Source organism: Arenibacter sp. F26102, assembly GCF_023015865.1.
GTDB lineage: Bacteria > Bacteroidota > Bacteroidia > Flavobacteriales > Flavobacteriaceae > Arenibacter.
Genome location: NZ_JALKBC010000014.1, coordinates 30,509 through 52,134 on the forward strand (window position 1 = coordinate 30,509; position 21,626 = coordinate 52,134).

General features: G+C 39.1%; 9 protein-coding genes. All 9 read left to right on the plus strand.

What is annotated here, in order from left to right; all coding sequences use genetic code 11:
* Positions 1-113 precede the first annotated feature (113 nt).
* The 9 genes from MWU78_RS17325 to MWU78_RS17365 all read left to right on the plus strand — a co-directional run bounded on the left by MWU78_RS17325 (position 114) and on the right by MWU78_RS17365 (position 21,544).
* On the plus strand, positions 114-2,570 hold the full coding sequence (locus MWU78_RS17325) for a hypothetical protein (RefSeq protein WP_247000038.1): 2,457 nt from the start codon (positions 114-116) through the stop codon (positions 2,568-2,570).
* A gap of 56 nt (positions 2,571-2,626) precedes the next feature.
* Complete coding sequence (locus MWU78_RS17330; RefSeq protein ID WP_247000040.1) at positions 2,627-5,866, plus strand: fibronectin type III domain-containing protein; 3,240 nt, start codon at positions 2,627-2,629, stop codon at positions 5,864-5,866.
* 8 nt (positions 5,867-5,874) lie between these two features.
* Entirely contained in the window at positions 5,875-6,378 is a 504-nt protein-coding gene (locus tag MWU78_RS17335; protein ID WP_247000042.1) for a hypothetical protein, read from the plus strand.
* On the plus strand, positions 6,365-7,069 hold the full coding sequence (locus MWU78_RS17340) for a hypothetical protein (protein ID WP_247000044.1): 705 nt from the start codon (positions 6,365-6,367) through the stop codon (positions 7,067-7,069). Before MWU78_RS17335 ends, MWU78_RS17340 begins: the two co-directional genes overlap by 14 nt.
* Positions 7,070-7,090: 21 nt before the next feature.
* A complete protein-coding gene (locus MWU78_RS17345; protein ID WP_247000047.1) occupies positions 7,091-7,720 on the plus strand; it encodes a hypothetical protein in 630 nt (209 codons plus the stop codon).
* A gap of 113 nt (positions 7,721-7,833) precedes the next feature.
* Positions 7,834-8,430: a transposase gene (locus tag MWU78_RS17350; RefSeq protein WP_247000062.1), complete on the plus strand. Its 597-nt coding sequence runs from the start codon at positions 7,834-7,836 to the stop codon at positions 8,428-8,430.
* A gap of 148 nt (positions 8,431-8,578) precedes the next feature.
* Positions 8,579-13,594, plus strand: a complete 5,016-nt coding sequence (locus tag MWU78_RS17355) for a hypothetical protein (protein WP_247000064.1) — start codon at positions 8,579-8,581, stop codon at positions 13,592-13,594.
* A 32-nt stretch (positions 13,595-13,626) separates the two neighbouring features.
* Positions 13,627-15,684, plus strand: coding sequence for a hypothetical protein (locus MWU78_RS17360; RefSeq protein ID WP_247000066.1), 2,058 nt, complete (start codon positions 13,627-13,629; stop codon positions 15,682-15,684).
* Between the two features lie 4 nt (positions 15,685-15,688).
* Positions 15,689-21,544 carry a T9SS type A sorting domain-containing protein gene (locus MWU78_RS17365; protein ID WP_247000068.1) on the plus strand — a complete coding sequence of 1,952 codons (5,856 nt, stop codon included), beginning with the start codon at positions 15,689-15,691 and terminating at the stop codon, positions 21,542-21,544.
* The last annotated feature ends 82 nt before the right edge of the window (positions 21,545-21,626 follow it).

Here is a 21,626-nt window from a genome sequence, read left to right on the forward strand (position 1 = left end):
ATAATCTTATAGTCAGTAAATTAGAGTCCTACAAACAACATCTGGTATTTCGTCGAAAAAATTATGTTAAAATTAAAAATTTATTCTATCTTAAAAGCTCTAAGAACACGCCATTGTTCAAACTTATATGCCCCTTGGTTATGTGCTGTACGTTTGGTTTTTCCCAGAGTATCAATTTTGACCAATTGGGCAAAGAAAAATGGGTGCGGTACAATGGAGGAATTGCCGCAAATGCTGTCTACTATGACGGGACTGCCAACCGACAGGATTTCACCTATTATTTAACGGGTAATCTCAATTTCAATATAGCCGGACTTTATAATATACCTCTTTCGTTCACCTATTCCAATCAAAATTTTGATTTCCCAAACCCTTTTAAATTCAATCGATTAAGTCTTCATCCTTCCTATAAATGGGCTACCGCACATCTTGGGGATATTAGTATGACCTTCTCCCCTTACACCCTCAGCGGACATCAGTTCAGTGGGGGTGGTTTTGATTTAAATCCTGAAGGGAAATTCCAGATCAGTGCCATGTACGGTCGCTTCCTGAAAGCAACGGAGTACAATCCTGAAGTACCCAGAGCACTTACCGCATACAAACGTATGGGTTACGGAATAAAAACGGCCTATGATTTCGATTTTATGAAATTGGGAATTATCCTTTTTAAGGCCAACGATGATGAAAATTCCTTGGAAAATCCTTTTCCTGTAGAACTGGGACTTTCCCCTAAAGACAATGCAGTTCTTTCGTTTGAATCGGAATTCCGATTATTGGACAAAGCCCAAATAAGAATTGAGTATGCCATTTCTGGAGTTACCGAAGATGTAAGGCTAACTGATGCCCCTGCCTCCAATGGTCTGCTCTCTTTTATGCTAAATGAGAATATTAGCACCAATTATTACAATGCCTTAAATGCTTCTTTTGCTTATCCTGCCGGGAACGGCACCGTGGGCGCCGGTTATGAACGTATAGATCCGGAATATAAGACACTGGGCGCCTACTACTTTAACAATGATTTGGAAAACATTACCCTAAATGCAAGTCAGACCTTGTTTAATAACAAAGTAAATCTCAGCGTAAATGCGGGACTGCAACAAGACAATCTGGACAATGCCAAGACATCGGACCAACAGCGTATTGTAAGTGCTGTTACCCTCAATTATACGGCTTCGGAACGTTTGGGTATCAATGGGGGATACTCCAACTTTCAATCCTACACCAATATTCGAGACCAATTCGACTATATCAACCAAGTTGGGGAATTCGATAATATTGACACCCTAAATTATAGACAGATCTCGCAAAATGCCAATCTCGGCTTAAATTATATTCTAAAAAAGACGGAGAACAAACAGCATAGTACCAACCTGAATTTGGTGTACCAAAATTCCAATAACCAACAAGAGGGTGAAAACATAGCCGGAGGCAATAATGCCTTTTATAACGGTATGGCAGGGTATACTCTTGGTTACCCCAAACAAAACCTGACCGTTACCTTAGCCGCAAACACCTCCTACAACGCAATTGGTGAAACAGACAATAGCCTTACCTTGGGCCCAACAATGGCGATAGGGAAACAATTCTTTGACAAACAACTACGCACCCATCTTTCTACCTCCTACAATACTTCCTATGCCAACGGCCAGCAACAAAATAATATATACAATATTAGATTGGGTAGTAATTATGCCCTGTTGAAAAAACATAACCTCAGCCTAAATTTCTTGGCACTTTTTCGCAATTCCACTTTAAATACGGGACGCGACCTCACCGTAACCTTTGGTTATAGTTATGCCTTTGATAACTTCAAACTGAATTTGGAGCCTGGAGAGCGCACCCCTCGGGCTAACCCACTTGGTATCAGCCAAAACATCTTAAGTTTCCGCTACAGAAATGTCACCTATAGTGGTACAATTCCAGAGCTGAACCGACAACTTACTACAGTTTTCCAAAGTTCTCAATTTGAGGATATCCCACAATTCAAAAAAACTGAACTAACGCTTTTATTGGCTTTGGTAAAAGATCAAAAACAAGAGCAGCCCTATAAAGAAAATGCTGTCACCTTTTTGAAAGAGCTATACTCTTTTGAAGATTTCCTGGCCACTTATAATGATGCCTTATTTGCCGTTATACAAAAAATTAAGTTTGATATGCGCAAAATAGACCTCACTCTAGAAAATAGCTTTGTGGAGACCAAGGTGAAAGTGGACGAACACCCGTTGAACAAAAAAGTCAGAGAAATGGAGGCCACCGAGGAAGAAAAATCGACTCTTAAGGCCCTTTTGGCAGAACGGGAAGAGCGACTGAAAAAATTAGTTGGCCACCGATGGATGCAAGGAATTTTCAAGGAATTTAATACTATTGATGTTGTTCTAGAACCAGTTGGATATCTAAAGGATTTTAAACAACTGGCATCAGTAAAATCATTCAAGATATTTGATCAAAGCCAAAATGCGGATGAATTGAAAGATTATTTAGAAAATGGGATTATTGATTTTTATTACAAAAAATCCTTGGGCCTTGTAAATCCTGATGATTTTGAATTGAATTATATAAACAAAAACTAAGGCCCCTACCCCCCTACAGGCCAGAAATTTATTATCCAACCGGATATTAATATTGTATGGCAAGACTATTACGACTGTATGTTTTTATTTTTTCCATTTTTAAAGGGAATTTTTCCTTTAAAAGGTGGTGTGCGTATATATGGCATCCAATAAATATTTCTTTTGCCAATATATATTCCATTGACCCTTTTAAGATTTTAGCTCTTAAAGGTGGTGGAATTGGGAAGGTATTCTTGTGGCTTCTGCTATCAGCTAACTGTTTACTTTCTAGTGCCCAATCCTTTCCTGTACAATTAATTCCCCAGGTTACCCCACCATCACCCATATACTTTTCGCAATATGCCGATGCCAGTACCACAAACAGCCCGTTACGGCTTCAAATTATACTGAACGATTTAGAAATTAGCAATCGTGAAATACGGCTAAAGGCCTATTTTCAAGGAAATGGAATTTCGTTCCAGAGCAATGATGTAGTAGTTGGCTCAAGTCCCTTGTTTTTAGAAGGCGGTGTTCCCTTGGTAATGACCAACGCAGAATTGGCTCCATATTTTCGCTTTGAAAATATTACGGGTATTTCGCCCAATGTCTATGGACAAGTTATTCCCGAAGGAGCCTATCAGTTTTGTTATGAGGTGTATGATGTTCTTACCGGCCACCGGCTTTCCCAAAAAAGCTGTGCCATAAGTGTGGTCTTCCAGAACGAACCTCCTTTTTTAATATCCCCAAGGAACAAGACCCTTGTTGCCGAGAATAATCCGCAAAACATTGTGTTTCAATGGACACCCAGAAGCATTAACGTTAGCAATGTGGAATATGAGCTAAGCTTGGTAGAAATTTGGGACACCCAAATAGACCCGCAAGCCGCTTTTTTAAGTTCCCCTCCAGTATTTCAGACCACCACTACCGCTACCACCTACGTATATGGCCCGTCCGACCCTCTACTGTTATCTGGCAAGAACTATGCTTGGCGGATACAAGCAAAAGCTAAACAAGGTGCGGAAGAAATTGGACTATTTAAAAATCAGGGTTATAGCGAAATATTCTCCTTTAGCTATGCAGGTTCATGCGATTTGCCCATAGGAATAGGCCATGAAGTAAAAGGCAGCACCAATGCCAATATTTTTTGGGACGATTTTTCTACGGATGTTCCAGAATATACTATACGTTATAGACAGAAAGGCAATACGAACGAGTGGTTCTTGAATAAGACCACTACCAACCAAACTACACTGTGGGATTTAAAGGCCGGTACTACCTACGAATACCAATTGCAAAAGAAATGTGTGGTTACGGGTAGCGAATGGAGTGTAGCCAAACAGTTCATCACCTTTATCGCCGATAATGAAGCTAGTGTATACCAATGTGGCATAACGCCCAATTTTAGCCTGACGAATAAAGAACCTCTTCCTAAATTAAGTACAGGAGAAAGTTTTGTCGCCGGTGATTTTCCAATACATGTTTTGGAGATAAGTGGTAGCAACGGCAGGTTTACTGGCAAGGGTTATGTGACTATTCCCTATCTCAACAGCATTAAGGTAGGTGTTGAATTCACCAATGTGCTGATCAATACCGATAAGCAAATGTCCGAGGGCACCGTGGTAACGGTTTATGACCCAAACCTTGGGAGTATTTTGGATGTAGATGAGGTGGTGGATCAGTTTGTGGAAACTTATGATGCCATTGCTGATTTGGGTGATACTTCAGCCAATATTTTAAGGGATGTTTTTAGTGATGACGACGAAGATGAGAAAAATGCACCACCAATAGAGCCAGAAAGTTTGGAAAGCGGGTCCGATACCATAAATGTGAACGATGGCCAATTAAATATAACTAGTAATGACTCATCTTCTCAAGACAACACATTTAGCGGTAATGCTACAGATACATCCAATTCTGGCGGCCCGAATGATATGGCACAAGTCACAGATACTAGCTCAGGAACTACCACCAATTCCGAAAATGAAGTTGTTATAGTCCACAACGGAACTGAATACAAAAATAATGAGGTTATAGAAGTACCTTATGACAAAAGCAATTCTAACTATGCTTTTTTATTGAAAAATCACCCTGAAGGGTCAACATTTAATTGGCAAGTACTATATCAAGGTTCAGATTACACTCCTAAACATGTAACGAATGAGCCTATACATGACAATTTGGGTATTGACATGAAAATGGTTTACATCCTAGATATTGTGGCAAATTATAATGACCAAAAAATTAAAGTAACGATAAAAAGGGAACTTGAAGATTTTGATTTAGTGGACATTTATGCCAAACCAGAGGATAGTCCTCAAAGAATTGCTAAAACTGGGCAAAAGCTTTATTTACCAAAATCTCCAACGCCTTATGTTATTACAGACCGCAAAGTAGATTTTAGCATTAAAATAAACGATAACTTGTCTCAAGGCGATATTTCTGAAAATGATATTGTTTGGTATTACGAAGAACCTAACCAGCAAAACAAATTAGGAAAAAATTACGGCAAGAAAAACATCCATTTAAACCTGACAGAACAAGAGTTAACGTATTCGGTAAATGTCATAGCGGGCAAACCTAATTTAGTCGAAAAAGGTATTGATGTTGTTTGGTTTGAACCTTCACCAATTAAATGGCAATTTATGCCACCTGCGGTGAGTGCAGTATTAACAAAATCATTCGAAGATATTGAAGGAAATCTAAAATTATTAGATAAATATATTCCAATTGCTGGTTGGGATTTTAAGATTAATCCTATTAAAATAGAGGGATCAAAATATAATGAAGAAGATTATTATTCTAGATTATATAAGAAATGGGAAATCGGCTCAGTAAAAGGAGGAATCTCTGCCAGCTTACCTAAATTAAAAGTAACACATCCTATTTTAAATGGCTTATCTAGACTTAATGTGGCCGATGTTGGCCTATATGCCCAATTTAACTTCTCTATTACAGCTAGGGGAGGTGTTGAACGCTTTACATACATTGAACATACAAACTATGAAAATGATAACCCATTTTTAGAAGTAGGCCCAAGTGGATGTCTAGAAGCGGGAATTGAAGCAATTTTATTAGTTGGGAAGGATTTAGTAGATTTTGAAGTTCGAGGTTTTGCAAAAGGATGCATTGCAGGTAAATTAAAGTATGGCTTTAATACAAATTTACTTAAAGGGGAATTCTATATTCCCCCTGTAGTATTGGCTGGACGATTAAAAATTAAAACCAAAGGGGCTTTAGAGTTTGAGCTTGTAGACTGGGAGGGTTCTATAAATATTACTGAAAAATTAGATTTAGGAGAAGTTGAACATCAATTCTAATTTTACCTATGAAAAAATTGATACGTTTAATAATCTTACTTTTAGTTGTCATTATAATAGTTTTTAGTCCAATTTTTATTCTAAAAATATATGAAAGAGTCTGGGAATTAAATCATAAGCATGAATACGTAAAAAAGAAAGTGAAAATTGATTCAATATCACAACAAAGTGGTTTTTCAGGCAGAACTCCAAGTAATGGAAATGTTATCCTATACTATGAAGATTATAGTAAAAGGCTTTATATGCTAGATGACCGAAAAACACTGATTAGGATCCAGCGAAGAAAGTTTAATAATATGTTGGATTATTTAGATTCTCATAAAGATTCTATCTGGATATGGGAACATGCTAAAGGTAAAACTAAATATGCTTTAGAAGAAGAAACCGAAATGAACACCAAAGGCTATTTAATACAAATAATATTAAATATCATCCTTTTGACCATCGCATTATATTCTATAGTATGTCAAATAAAAAAATGGATGAAATCCAAGAAAAATGAAAAAAAATAATTTACTAGTTTTCATTACAGTATTCTGGCTTTCAATTGGGTACACCCAAGAGGAGGATGCTAACTTAATTTTAAGCTACCCAGAGGAATCAGAAATTACTTTTTTCCAATATCCTGGGGGCACTTATGCAAAGGCGGTTTATAAGAGTCAAGCCGATATAACCAATGAGTATCCCGAACAACTTTTAGAGTCCATTGTTTCAGCTACAGACCAGGAGTGGGTCAATTATAATACCTTGGGTGGTGCAGAAAAGGCATCAGAAAAAAAACAAAGTCATTTTGACAAAATAATAACTATGGACAAGGATAAAAATTATTTTGAATTAGCCCATAAACTCACATTTGATGTTGGGGGTATTTCTACTGCGATAGTAAAATTTTTCACACATTTTGAAGGCACTGCAGTCTTGTCTGGAGCTGTTGTTATGCAGTTCGTAAATGATAGATGGCAAAAAACCTCGCACCCTTCATTATCAACCCTTTCCATTATAGTTATGAGAATGAAATCTGAAGTGCTTGAGGGTATTGTGTTGCAAAATTCAAATGATCCAAATATTAAGGCCATTGCTGAAAGGGTATCCACCGAAGCGGGCTTGGATTTATCATTACTTGAAGAAGAATTTGGAAGCTGGTACAGCCCTGAAATAGATGAAACAAAAATTGAATTGTATAAAGACCCAAGAACCTGGTAAAATATTTAAAAAATATAGAGCATGAAAATTCATATCATTTTAGTACTGTTTTTGGCGTCACATTCGCTGTTTTCACAACTAGACTACCACCAATTTGTAGGTAATAAAGGAAAAATATCCTTTAATAAAGAATACTCCTATGCCAACCTATATGACTATAAAATAAATTCCAGTAAGGAAGATTCTATAATAACCAAAAAATTAAGCTCTTCAATACCCGAAGGCTTATTAACAGACCAATATGCCGATAAACTTTCTAACAATAAAAAAGACTCTATAACCTTTGAAATTATAATGAATTCTAGATTGCTTGTAGATATTAATGCTGAACGTATTTGTTTGATTAAATATAAAACTCGTTCGAATACTACGGCATCAAAAGACAAAATCTTCAAAGTGGTTAGAACTGGAGAAAATTGGAAGGAGCTTACTAATTCAAATATAGAAATACAGCTCTTAGAGTCTATCTTATTGGAAACAGACGTTAATATGTTATTTCAATTTTATAATTATAGGGATGATCCGCAATATGCCGATATCAATAGATTGAAAACAGAAGTTAAAGATGATAAAGGAGTGATAAATATTAAAAAATTAGCAGAAGCAATTATTAATAATAAGGCGGCATTGTCACCATATAAACAAGAATAACCAGCTGCGCAAAGTCTCCCGACTTTGAGCACTACTAACTATTAGGAAATGGCAGAAGATAATAAAAGAACAACGAGAGCGAATTAATCAAGACGGTGTAAAGAAAAAACCAAATGAAAGAAGGCTACATCATTCGAGATCAAGATAAGGCACATTTTATAACCACCACAGTGGTAGATTGGATTGATGCCTTTACTCGAAAGGAGTATAGGGATGTAGTCATTAATTCTCTTAACTATTGTATCAATAACAAGCATATGTTACTATATGGATACGTAATCATGAGTAACCACGTCCATCTGATTGTACAATCAAAAAATGGAAAACTATCGGACCTGATTCGGGACTTTAAAAAATTTACTGCCAGAACTATACTTGAAAAAATTATGGAGGAGCCCGAAAGTAGAAAAGAATGGATGCTTGAACGTTTCAAGAATGCGACCAAAACTCATGCCAGGAACAAGAACTATCAATTTTGGCGCTATGGCAATCATGCGGAGGAAATATATTCAGAGAAGTTTCTGTGGTCAAAATTGGATTATATACATCTTAACCCAGTACGGGCCGGCATAGTGAAAAAAGCATCAGAATACCTTTATTCCAGTGCCACAAACTATATCGATGGCAAAGGAATTTTGGAGAATATTGAGCTAGCTACAAATCCTGTTATAGATGTTCTACGAACATCACCATTTTTAAAATATGAATAGATTTCGAAAATTCAACATAGTCATAAACCTTATACATCCTTCCTCAAAGTCGGGAGACTTTGCGGAGCAGTTAGGTTAAATAAATGTAAAGTATTAAGAAGTATAATAAAGTTAGCCGAGTTAAAACAACCAATCATAATCAAGAATTATGAATAAAAAATACATACATATCATCCTATCTCTTTGGTGCGGCCTGCTTTGGGCAGGCCCAACCAACTCTCCTCTTGAGACTTGGGCTGAGCCCAGTCGAAGTAGGGGTGTCGTAGCAGGGGTGTGGCTTTCTAAAAACATAGATATTATCTCAAAAGACTCCCTACTTCCAAAAGTAAAAGACACCACCAAACTTAAGAAAGCAGACCCAAATCATTTGGTCCATTTGCAGCAGATGGCCATGGCAAGAATGGGTAACGCTGGTGAAAGATCTGTTTTCCCTATACCAACGGTGCCTGAGCGTAGCCGAAGGCACAATAGTTCAATAGCAAATACAGAAGAAGAAAAAACACTCCGCTCCTTTCCTTCACTTGACGAAAAACTAGCACAAAAAGAAGATTTCAATGTTTCTTTTGCCAACCTTAAACCTGAGTTTACCCCAGAATATATTTCCACTAATTTTTCGAGAAATTCCAAAGCGGATACCCTTGTGGCCCAGGCCATTAGGGCCTTTGAAGCGGTTAAGGAACTGGGCAATTTTGTCGATATCATTACGGGCAAGCAATTATTGGAGCTCCCGGTTGGACTAAGCAAAAAAGACTCGACCTCCGGTAACCGTGTTGAACTGGCCATTACCCAAGTAAAATTTACACCACAATATGCAGAATTCAAGGCCTGGGCAAAAATGATCATTCCCGTTAAAGGACCCAATGGGGAACCTAGTAGAGAAATCTATTTTGGCGGCGAAGGCATAAAACTTTCCCATGACGGCGCGCTTTTGGGAGATATGAAATTGGTCCTATTAGGAGATCAGGCCATTCCTCTAAACGGTGACAACTGGTTACTGACCCTTAAAGGTGGAATAGATCTTAAAAATGGTGCCTTTGGGGACCAATCGTTCGTGGAGTTCGACTGTGCCGGGTTAAAGTCCATTGGTTTGGAAGCTGACCTACGGATTTCCAGAAACATTCTCCTTCCCATTAACAGTGGTGGAAATTATGAATGTGGCGAGAGCACGGACAATAAATACCTTAAGTATCCTGATGTTGTAAACAACAAGTGCTATGTAGGCGCATCCTTTAGCGTTAAAGCCAATGGGTGGAACGACCTATTGGTAGATGTGTCACTCCCCCAATTTGAAGTTAGAGGATTAAAAGGTTGGGGATTCAATATTAAAAGCGCCGTATTGGATTTAAGTGACAGTCGAAATGCGTCTGGGATAAAGTTCCCAAAAGATTACAACGAGGTGTTGGTACATGGGGAACGAAACCTTTGGCGCGGGTTCTATGCCAAAGAACTAAGTATTATGTTACCCAAGGGAATTGAAAATACCAAAACATCCACCAAAAGGGTAGAATTTGGGGCAGAGCATCTCATCCTGGATAGCCAAGGCGTATCAGGTTCCTTTTTTGCGGAAAACATATTAAAGGCAGGTGAAGGTTCTGCCGGCCAATGGGCCTTTACTATTGCAGATGTTAGTCTTTCACTCTCGAGAAATTCCCTGACCGGCGGATCCATTGCCGGAGATATTGCCGTGCCTATTTTTGAGAAACCCATGGACTATTCGGGATATATACAACCAGACGGCTACGGTCTGGCAGTTGGCCTGAACAGCAATTATAAAACCCCCGTTTTCCTGGGTGAAATGCAATTGGAGAAAAATTCTAGTGTAGCCATAGATATAAAAGACGGCAATGTATATCCTTCTGCCAATCTCTCTGGACAACTGTCCATAGTTGGCAAAATTGGCCAGAAAGAAGGGGAGGAGTCGCCCTCCGTAGAAACGGTCACAAATAGTGGCAAAGGGTTTAATTTTCCGGGTATTGTTTTCGAGGGATTAAAGTTGGAAACAGAACCAGGCAAAAAACCCATCAGTGCAAAAAGCTTTGGATTTGAGGGTGAAATGAAGCTGATGAATTTCCCAGCTTCCGTGGAAAAGTTGGAATTGGTTACGCCCAGTAACCAAGTTGGACTTTCTTTCGACCTAAAAATAAATTTGGACGGTGAAGGGTCCCATGCCACTACTAGTATGCAGGTAATGGGAAAATTAGAGGACGGTGCTAAAATACAGAAATGGCAATTTGAAAGGGTGAAGGTAAATGGAATTGATATTGATTATGAAAAAAGCGGAATCACCATAAAAGGAGGCTTGGAAATAATGGAAGACCATAGTTGGTATGGTGATGGATTTCGAGGTAATGTTACGGCAACCATCAAAAGTGTCAACTTAAAAGTCGAGGGTAAAGCTATTTTTGGCATGAAAGATTTTAGATATTGGAACGTAGATGTTTGGGCCAAAAACGACGAAAAGAGTAGTACAAAATTTATGATAAATTCTATGGTAGGAGGTATATCCTATCGTATGAAAAAGATTCGAGGTAATGAAGATGGTTTTTCGCCCTCCTCTGCGGTTTACCGTCCCAATTTGGATTATGGTTTAAGCGTCCGTGCCGGAGTGGATATAAGCACTCAAAATTCGGATACATTTAGTGGAAAGGCTTATTTGGATATGGCATTCAACAGTCACGGTGGATTAAATAGAATAGGCTTTACCGGAGAAGGTGCCTTTATGGGAGACAAGACCAGTGGCGGCCTTGACAGCTCAGATTTCGGTGCCTTAAACAAAACCTTTGAAAAGGTAAACAATTTTGTAGAGGAAAATAAAGGAATCGCAGATCAATTGTCTAAATATGGCAACTTTATGGGACTTGCCAAAGAATCGATTCCCGTCCACGATGTTGCCGCTTCAGGGAAAGTCGGGGTTTATGTGGGCATAGAAAAGGATTTTGTAAACCAGACCTTTGATGGAGAGTTTGAACTATATCTGGATTTGGAGGGCGTCAAGGGCGGTGGGGAAAACAATTTGGCAGGATATGCAAAAATGCACACTGGTCCCGAAGATTGGTATATTTATATTGGTACTCCCCAAAAGAGAATAGAACTTTTATTCCAGGTAGGAGTACAACTTCGGATAGGGGGCTATTTTATGACCGGCACACAACTGCCGTCGCAATTGGATCCCCACCCTATGGTCGTTAAAATTTTAGGGGATGATATGCTCAACAGCAACCGTCAAGAAAACCAGCTACAATCGGGCAAAGGATTTGCCTTTGGACTCAATTTTGGATATGGCTATAATTTTGATTATTTAATTTTCTACGCCTTTGTAGAGCTAGGAGCAGGCTTTGACGTGATGCACGCTTACTACCCGAATGCAAAATGTGTAGGGCGTCCTGGCCCTATAGGAAACAATGGCTGGTACTCTATGGGGCAAGTTTATGCCTATCTATATGGAGAATTTGGAGTGAAGGTAGACCTAGCCTTTATTAAAGGTAAATTCCCTATCGCTGAGGCAGGTGTTGCCGCAATGTTACGGGGTCAATTCCCCAATCCGGCTTATTTTCAAGGCTATGTAGGTATGTATTACAAAATTTTAGGGGGACTCGTCTCAGGTCGAATGCGATTAAAAGTTGAAGTTGGTGAGGAATGTGAGTTGGAAAATATTAATAATGCAGTTGGTGTTCCCATGATATCGGATGTGACACCCAAGGATAATAGTGACGATATTTCGGTTTTTACCGCCCCTCAAGCCGTTTTCAATTATGCAGCCAATTCAGATTTTAAAGTTGAGTTGGATGATGGGGTCCGAACTTTCAAATTACAATTGAAGAACTTTACCGTTACTTCGGAAGGTGAACAATTGAAAGGAGAGTTGGAATGGAACGATACAAGTGATGCAGTTACTTTTAAACCAAATGAAACCCTGCCCTCAGAAAAGGAAGTTAATGTGGTGGTTGAAGTTAGCTTTGATGAGAAAATAGGGGGTAGCTATCAAACACTGGTTGAAAATGGCAAACCAGTAATAGAAAAAAAAGAAATCACTTTTAAAACAGATCGCGCCCCAGATTATATTCCTTTGGAAAATATAGCCTATATGTATCCCGTCATTTATCAACAAAGTTTTTATCCGGAAGAATATAGCAAGGGATATGTTAAAATGAAAACTCCCCAGAATTATCTCTTCGACAGCGGATTTGAAACAAGGGCAGAGTTTGTTTCTATGACTAGTAATCAAGGCACCCGAACAAATTTGACTTACGACAGATCAAAAGCCACTGTATTTTATGAAGTGCCAGAAGGCATGTCCCTAAATTCCAGTTACAAATTAAATTTACTGGCTTTCCCTCCAGGGTCGAATATTAAGAGTGAAATAATTGTAGAAAACACAGAAACCCTTGCCGATCAAGAAAGCGGGGATACAAATTGGTTTGACCCTTCCACTGGAAACCAGGATACGAGAAACGTCTCCGGTAGTGCCGTAGTTTCCAACAAAAAAGCTGCCAATATTAACATTTCCAACGGAGCACCCAAATCCATTTTGGATTATGGCTTCAAAACTAGCAAACATGCCACCTTCAAGGAAAAAGTTAAAGAATTAACTGTTACCAACAACCTTACGAACTACATATTCGCAGACGTCCATTCCTTATCCGTCCAAGTGGCAGACTATGAATATTTGGAAAAATTGGAAGTAGTTGGTGGCCAATACACCTTATCCAAACCATTGGTTTACGCCCAAGCGATTTTGGACGATTCCTATTATAAAAAGAAAATATACCCTCTTCTATACGAAAATTACCCCCTTGACGGAAATATTCAAGTTAACCGGGACGAAGCTCTACTTGGATTACCCCCTGTCCGTTCCTTTTATATAGGCAATGAATATTTGGCTAATCTGGAGAACAATCCTAATTCATCATGGGTAAAAAACAGGATTCCCTTTGTATATAATTTACCGTATCAGTACAAAGTGGATATGGTCTATTTAAGAGATAAAATCCTAAATAGATATTATGGAAGTGATGGCAATATTTCTCAGTATGAAAGGTACAAATATTTAATTGAAAGCTCCTTTCCTCCCTTGCCCCTAGGTAGTTTTAAGGCACAGCTGATTTACCGAACACCAGGCGATATTTATCAAAAAGGATATGAAATAAAATATGTGAACGACTAGCTCACAACTCATTGAAAAAAAACTAATATACAGTGAAAGGACTCGTTATATTACTCTTATTAACCTCAAGCCTCTGGGCTCAAGATACCGCTTCGGTCCAGGTTATAGCTCGCTCCTTGCCCAACAAGGTAATATTGCGATGGGCAGTGGACCAGCCCTTGGCATGGAAGAATGCCAATGAATTAGGTTTTTGGATAGAACGAGCAACCATTTCAAGGAACGGCAAGGCTGTGGTACCCATAGAAAGGAAACAATTAGTTACAAAACCACTAAGACCAAAACCTTTGGTAGAATGGGAGACCCTGGCCTTACAAGATCAGAATGTAGCTATATTGGCCCAGGCTTTATTTGGTGACACCTTTGAAGTTAGTCCTCCTGTAAATCAGATTGGTGTTGTCTATGCTATAAACGATGAATTGGAACAGCGTTTTACTATTGCCTTGGTAGCTGCAGAACAAAACTATGAGGCTTCCAAATTGGCGGGCTGGGCCATAGAGGACCCTTCGGTTATTGCTGGCGAAAAATATGTTTATTCTGTATCGGTAGCTTTACCACAACAAAATAATATTACCATTAACAATGGAACAGTATATGCTAGCCCAGATATGCACGAAGTCCTTCCGAAACCCATAGGCTTATCTGGTGTCTTTACTGATAAAAAAGTTACATTGAGCTGGAACTACAATTTGTTGCAACATGTATATTCCAATTACTACATTGAAAGATCCAGAGATAATATTTCTTTTGAACCCTTAAACGGAGTCCCCATATTCAATGCCCAACAACCCAAGGAAGGCTCCGAAATATCCATGTTCTATATGGATTCGATACCCAATAACACTAATTTCTATTATCGCATTATAGGTAAAACTGCCTTCGGGGAAACGGGACCAAGTTCTGATATAGTTCAGGGTAAGGCGGAAGAAACATTGGGTTTTGTTCCCCGAATATATCAAAAAGAACTGCCTACGGATAATAAGGTAATACTCCGATGGGAATTTAAAGAGGAGGGGAACAGATTAATTGATAAGTTTCAACTGCGCAAGGCAAACAACAACCAAGGTCCCTTTACAACAGTAGTAGATAATATTCAAAATACAGCAAGAGAAATAACCTATGAAGGTTTGGATAGGGTAAATTATTTTACCATCGTTGCCATAGGCAATAATAAGGTGGAAAGTGAATCCTATTCCACTTTGGTCCAACCAGTTGATTCCCTGCCCCCCACCTCCCCAATTGGCCTTAAAGGAACAATAGATACTACTGGAGTCGTTAATTTATCTTGGTCAAAAAATTTGGAAGAAGATTTGGGGGGATATCGAATCTACCGGTCCTATAATCCACAGACGGAATTCAGTGAAGTCACACAGACTACTTTTAAACACGAAAATTATACGGATACAGTATCAATAGCCAATTTAAATAAAAAAATATTCTATAAGATATTGGCGGAGGACCAACGTTTTAATCGTTCAAAATTTTCCGAAGTATTGATCATGGACAAACCGGATATTATTCCGCCGACCTCCCCTATTCTGAACAATTACGAAGTGACCACAGATGGGATCAATATTTTTTGGATTCCCAGCAGCAGTCCCGATGTTGCATCCCATACCGTTTATCGGAAAACTGGAGGTAATCTGGAAGTGAAATGGGAGAAATTATTTGAATCCAAGACATTAAAAGATTCCACTTTTCATGATTCTACATTGCAAGATTCAAATGTATTCAGTTATACCGTGATAGCCAGGGATTCGGTTGGATTGGAAAGTATACCTGCCAAACCCGTTTCTATTACTTGGAACGGAAAAGCAGTTAAGGATGAGGATATTAAGTTTTCTGGAACCGTAAATCGAGAATTGCGATTTATTAACCTAACATGGAAAGTCAAGGATTTTCATGTTTTGGAGTACCATTTATTTAAAGGTAAAGAAGACAAGGGGCTAAGGCTATACAAGACCTTGAATGGAACTTCCAAAGGGTATAACGATGTGGATTTGGAGATAAATTCAAATTATACTTATGGGTTGCAAATGGTTCTACCTGGTAATCGGACTACTTTCATAAAGAAGATTAATTTAAAGTATTAGGGGCATGAAAAAGCTACAATACATAGTTGGGTTTATAATACTGTTACTGTTTTTTTATTTTACGGATAGTTTAATGGCACAGACTAAGTATAAAGTGGAATATGATATTGAACAAAGTAATCCCATTGATTGGGAGGATGGTGATTCATCCGAGGTTATAATATCTTTAGGTTCTACCGCTACTACCGAAATATATCGTGTAAAGGTATCGGGGGGAGACTACTCTCGCTTAGTTTATGATGACGTAGTTACTCTACTAAATCATGATCCTGAAAATCCAGAAACTGAAATATCTTTTTATAAACTATCTAGCTGTCCAACTGCAGATAGCTATTTTCCTGTCGAGGTTACCGGATCATTTACGCATTGTAGAGATCATCTAACATTTGGAATTCCAGGACAAGGAACATATTCACAACTACCAGAATCAGGATTTATTGTTTATTATGATTGCGTGGTATTTTTGGACCATTATAGCAGAATAGTTCAGCTTTCAGAGTCTTTAATAGTTCCAGACAATTACGAAATAAATGATTGTGATCCATTCACAATTAAGGTCGCAGAATGTGAAGATATACAATTAACTTATGCTTTAGAGTATTCATATACAGATTCAATGGGTAATATAATAAATGGAGAACTATCCGCGTATAGCCTCAAATCTGCAAGCCTCACCTTCAATTTGACAGATATTCCAGGGATTGATCCTAGTATGGATACCCCAATTGTAAAAACAAGAGCTCGATATGTGGCGGATGTCCGTTCTTCAGACAATTCACATTTTTCGGAATGGGTGAGTTTAGATATAAAAGCCTGCTCTCCCGAACTCCAAAACACAATAAAAACTGACGCTACATGTAATGGAGCTGCTGACGGCTCAGTAACCCTAGAATTTGACAGAAACGTAGACTCATCAGTAGGTTATGAAATGCGATATTTTATATTTCAAGGTTCACCCCCCATCAATGCCACGGTAGACCAGCTTAAGACTGACCCTCCAGTATTTCCCAATCAATCTTTTAAAGATCCGTTGGGTATAACGCTTATGCCTTTAAATGATGGATCAGGTTATTATACAGGTACATTTGAAGGCCTAGAGGGTAGCAGTACCATTGACAATGGCAATACCGTACTAAATTATGCAGAATATTATATCATATATCAGGAAGTTCGCTATGATTTTCCAAATCAAGGGGATGTAGATGTTAAAAGTGGGGGGATTACACCTAAATTCACAATTGAAAGCCCCTCACCAATAATACCCTTTGGGAGCATTATTGCTCCCCAATTCTGTGGTGATACAGCTGAAATATCATTTGCGGCGACAGGTGGTGACAATTTAGATTCGTCCGGCATATATAAGTTTCAATACCGATTAAATGGAGGCGAATGGTTGTCCAACGAACTAAACCCACAACCAATTGAATTAGGGGCCATAGCACAAAATGTAGAGGTTAAAGCCTTTTATTCTGTAGAAAACTGCGAAAGTGACCCAGTACCACTTAACGGTCAGATCCCTGCCACACCGCCAAGTCTAAGTTTTGAAAATCCCAACCCTGGCATTGCTTCATCAAACAACTCGAATGATGGGGTCATCAGCATAAACTACGACGGGGGAACTCCCAATTATACTTTTGAATTGGCAAAGGAAAATGAAACTACTCTCGAATTTGAAACTATTACAAACCCAAAATTAATTCACAATAGTCTAAACCAAACAGTTGAATTTCAAGAATTAGGAATTGGCACCTATAAGATAACTATAACAGACAGTAACGGTTGCAATCTCACTTCTGAAAATATTTTAGTTACCACGATTCCTCCCCCGCAGATAGTTGATCAGCAAGTGAATCAAATATTATGTCCAAATGGAAATGATGGGAGTATAACCCTAACTATTTCTGGAGGAGTACTTAATTATAACTACCAATGGACAATTAACGGGGCAATGTCCCCCATTCAAACCACAGGAAATCAAACAATCTCTCTAAACAACCTATCAGAGCCTGGAGAGTATATTTTAAAGGTCGCTTCAGCTGGCTTTACCGAATTTGATGACCCCTCAGGTTACGAAAGTACCACCATCACTTTAAATACCCCCGAAGAGGTTATAATAAATTCTGCCACCCCAAATAATATTAGCTGTTTAGGGGCTCAAGATGGAAGCATATCAGTAATGGCCTCCGGAGGCTCAAGCTACGAATACAAATTGGATTTTTTTGACACTTGGACCCCGCTTAATAACGGCACAATTCCAATAACTAGCGGGGGATTCTATGATATTTATCTCAGAAACCAAAATAATTGCGAGGCCGACCCCGTAATTGGTGTATTGGTCTCTGAACCGGATGAAATAACAGTCTCGTCGACTTCTGAAAATACTACCACAAATGGTGGAAATCAAGGGGGCATAATGCTTAACATAGCTGGAGGAACACCATTTTCGCCAACTGCCGAGGCATATGCGATTTCTTGGGCCAAGGACGGTCAACCTTTTACACCTCCAAATGGATCCACGAGTTCCAATCTAATTAATTTGGAAGCCGGCGAATACATTGCCCAAATTACCGATGCCAATGGCTGTTCACCTCTTAGCAACCTACCAATTGTAATAGACCAGCCGGGGCCATTAGGGATTTCAAGTCTAACCCCATCGTCCGTTCTTTGTAAGGGAGAAGCAACAGGCGGTATAACCGCAGCGGTGACTGGTGTAGCGCCTTTCAATTACATATGGGAACGACAGGATGGCCAATCTATAATATCACCAAATACCCCAACTATTGCTAATTTGACCGAAGGCATCTATATCCTAAGGCTTACAGATGCCTCTGGGGACCCGGAAGTTACTGACACCGTTACCGTAACAGAACCCCTAGAGACCTTTGATGCAATAGTAGTACCTACGGTGGCTTCTTGTTATGGTGGTAATGACGGGAGTATACAGATTACCGTTCTGGGAGGCACAGCACCTTATGAATATGCCATAGATGATGGCTTCGGATTTCAAGTAGGTGATACATTTAACGATTTAGCCCCAAGAACTTATGTAGTGATAGTGCGTGATAATAACTTATGTGAATTCACTACCATAGTAGAAATTATTGAACCATTACAAATTTCAGTAACTGAAAGCATTTCAAACGTTACATCTACCGGAGGTTCAGATGGCAGTATCAACCTTGAGGTGTTAGGAGGAACAGAACCTTATGCCTACAGTTGGACCGGACCTGGAATTACAATCCCAAGGACCACTAAGGATATTGATGTATTAGTAACAGGTAATTATACAGTGGAAATCACCTCTCCAGGTAATCAAGGTGGTATTGACGGTTGTTATTTCGCCCAAACCTTTTTCGTACCAGAACCTGGTCCCTTGTCCATAAACAACATTACTACAACAGATGTAAACTGCTTTGGCGAAGCCACCGGCAGCATTACCACAATGGTAACTGGAGAGGGGACTATCGTTTATGAATGGACTTTTGCTAATGGAAGCCCTATTCCAATAAGCAACGGCACAGATGGCCCTGACATTACTGGCATTGACGCCGGGAGTTATATGTTAACCGTCACAGATAACAATACAACTACTTCATCACCTCCAATTGCGATCAATCAACCTAGTGCACCACTCAATATAACCAATATATTTACTACAAATGTAAGTTGTTTTGGTGGTTCCGATGGCAGTGTTCAAATAGAGGCCTTTGGTGGAACAGGAGCCTATACTTATTCCTTGGATGGCATTAATTATCAGAACTCCCCCTTCTTTAATGGACTGGCCCAAGGTAGCATAGCGGTCTATGTAAGGGATAGTAATAATTGCGATTTTATATCTCCCAATCCAGTAATTATCAATGAACCTCAAGAATTAAGTTTCGTTATCGACCTACAGCAACCACTTTCAGCGGCAAATGTCTCAGATGGAGCAATTAGTATATCAGCGTCCGGAGGGACTGGAAGCCTGGGTTATAGTTGGACAGGACCGAATGGATTCACTTCAACTAATGAAGATATTATTGACTTGGAAGCTGGAGATTACATACTGACCATTACCGACGATAATTATGCCCTCAATAACGACCTCGGCTGTCTATTGGTATCCAGTCCTATAACTATTGCTGAACCTGGAACTCTACTGGTGGACCTGGTTCAAACTGTAATGCTGGAATGTAACGGAGACGATTTCGGTGAAATTATGGCCACCGTTCAAGGTGGAGTCCCTCCTTATTCTTACGAATGGTTTCAGGTAACAAACGGTAATTCTATCTTGGAAGAGGATACAAAAATTATTGGTAATCTCTCCACGGGAGAATATTTTGTCAGGGTTACCGATGCCAACTCAATTTCGAGAGAGTCCTTACCAATAAGCATAACTCAGCCTGGGGTATTGGATATAACAGTAGTCGAATTAACCGGTGGGTTATGTAATGGTGGCGCCACAGGTGCTATAGAAGTCACCGTATCAGGTGGTACCGGACCATATAGTTATCTCTGGAGCAATGGGTCCATCACCCAAAATTTAATCGATTTGGAACCAGGTGAATATAATCTGGAGGTATTTGATGACAATGGTTGTTTTGAAGAAACCACTGTAACCATAAATCCAGCTCCCGATCCAGTCCACATTGCAGATGCTACAGTGAGCAATGTTTCTCAATACATGGCAAATGACGGTAAAATCACACTTCAAATAGAAGGAGGAGCTACACCTTACGCTATGAATTGGATTAGACTTTCGGATAATAAGGAAATGGGAAATACACAGGAAATTACAAATCTAACCGCAGGCTCCTACCAGGTTTACATTTCTGATAATAACGGCTGTAACCTAACAGCGATATATGACATTACTCAACCCGATATTGTGGAGGAAATAATCACGCAACCTAGCTGTTATGGCGAAAATAATGGCAGCATAGAAATAGTTGTAAATCAAGGTAACGGAACATTTTCTTACAGTTGGAATACTGGAGCCTCTACGAATAATATTACAAATTTGGCTCCAGGAAATTATACCGTAAACATCAATGGTTTTGGCAATGGCACTCTAACAAGAACTTATGTAATAGAAGAACCAATTCCATTAGAAGTCAATTTGGGCGAGGACAGGACACTTTGTAAAGGACAGGTATTAGTGCTGAATGCAACTGCAGACAATTCGAATGCCACTTACAATTGGACTTCAGACAATGGATTTTCCAGTTCCGACCCAAGCGTAACGATTAATGATAGTGGCAATTATTCTGTAGTAGTTAAAAACCAAAATGGCTGTATGGCAATGGACACTATTTTTGTTGACGTTACAGATGATGAAATAAATGCCGAATTCGCAGTTTCCAGTCAAGTTTTTGTTGGGGAGTCCCTTATAGCCGTGGATATTAGCTACCCCCTACCCGAAACCCAAGAGTGGATTTTGCCTGAAGGTGCAACTATTCTAAAACAAGATTCGGACGAGGCTGAAATGGTTTTCAATGCACCTGGTGAATACGGAATAGGAATCATAACCCAAATTGGTGAATGTTTTGCAAAACAGACCAAAAAAGTGTTGGTCACAGAGAATGAAGTATTAACTTCAGGAGATGGACAGGCAGATCCCAGAAAGCTTATCGAAGATTTCATTATTTATCCCAATCCTACAGATGGGAAATTTACGGCTGATATAGTTCTTTCCGAACGGGGAAATATCAGTATCAAAATATTCAACTTCGCCAACAACGCTCTTATGGCCTCCAAAAAGGATAGGGGTGCCTCCTCCTATTTAATCCCCTTCGATATTTCAGGCTTGCCGTCCGGCGTATATGCCGTATTGCTCGAAACCGCCTATGGCAATTCCTTGAGAAAAATAATATTGAAATAGGGAAAATAAGCCAAAATATAATAGAGAAAAGGTCAAGGGAAGTAGAACATACAAGTTTTATGCAACCGTAAACCCCCGCTAG

Bases quoted from the DNA above. Each gene is read 5' to 3' on its own strand.
- MWU78_RS17330 (WP_247000040.1), top strand. From the start codon at position 2,627: ATGGCAAGACTATTACGACTGTATGTTTTTATTTTTTCCATTTTTAAA.
- MWU78_RS17335 (WP_247000042.1), top strand. From the start codon at position 5,875: ATGAAAAAATTGATACGTTTAATAATCTTACTTTTAGTTGTCATTATA.
- MWU78_RS17340 (WP_247000044.1), top strand. From the start codon at position 6,365: ATGAAAAAAAATAATTTACTAGTTTTCATTACAGTATTCTGGCTTTCA.
- MWU78_RS17345 (WP_247000047.1), top strand. From the start codon at position 7,091: ATGAAAATTCATATCATTTTAGTACTGTTTTTGGCGTCACATTCGCTG.
- MWU78_RS17350 (WP_247000062.1), top strand. From the start codon at position 7,834: ATGAAAGAAGGCTACATCATTCGAGATCAAGATAAGGCACATTTTATA.
- MWU78_RS17355 (WP_247000064.1), top strand. From the start codon at position 8,579: ATGAATAAAAAATACATACATATCATCCTATCTCTTTGGTGCGGCCTG.
- MWU78_RS17365 (WP_247000068.1), top strand. From the start codon at position 15,689: ATGAAAAAGCTACAATACATAGTTGGGTTTATAATACTGTTACTGTTT.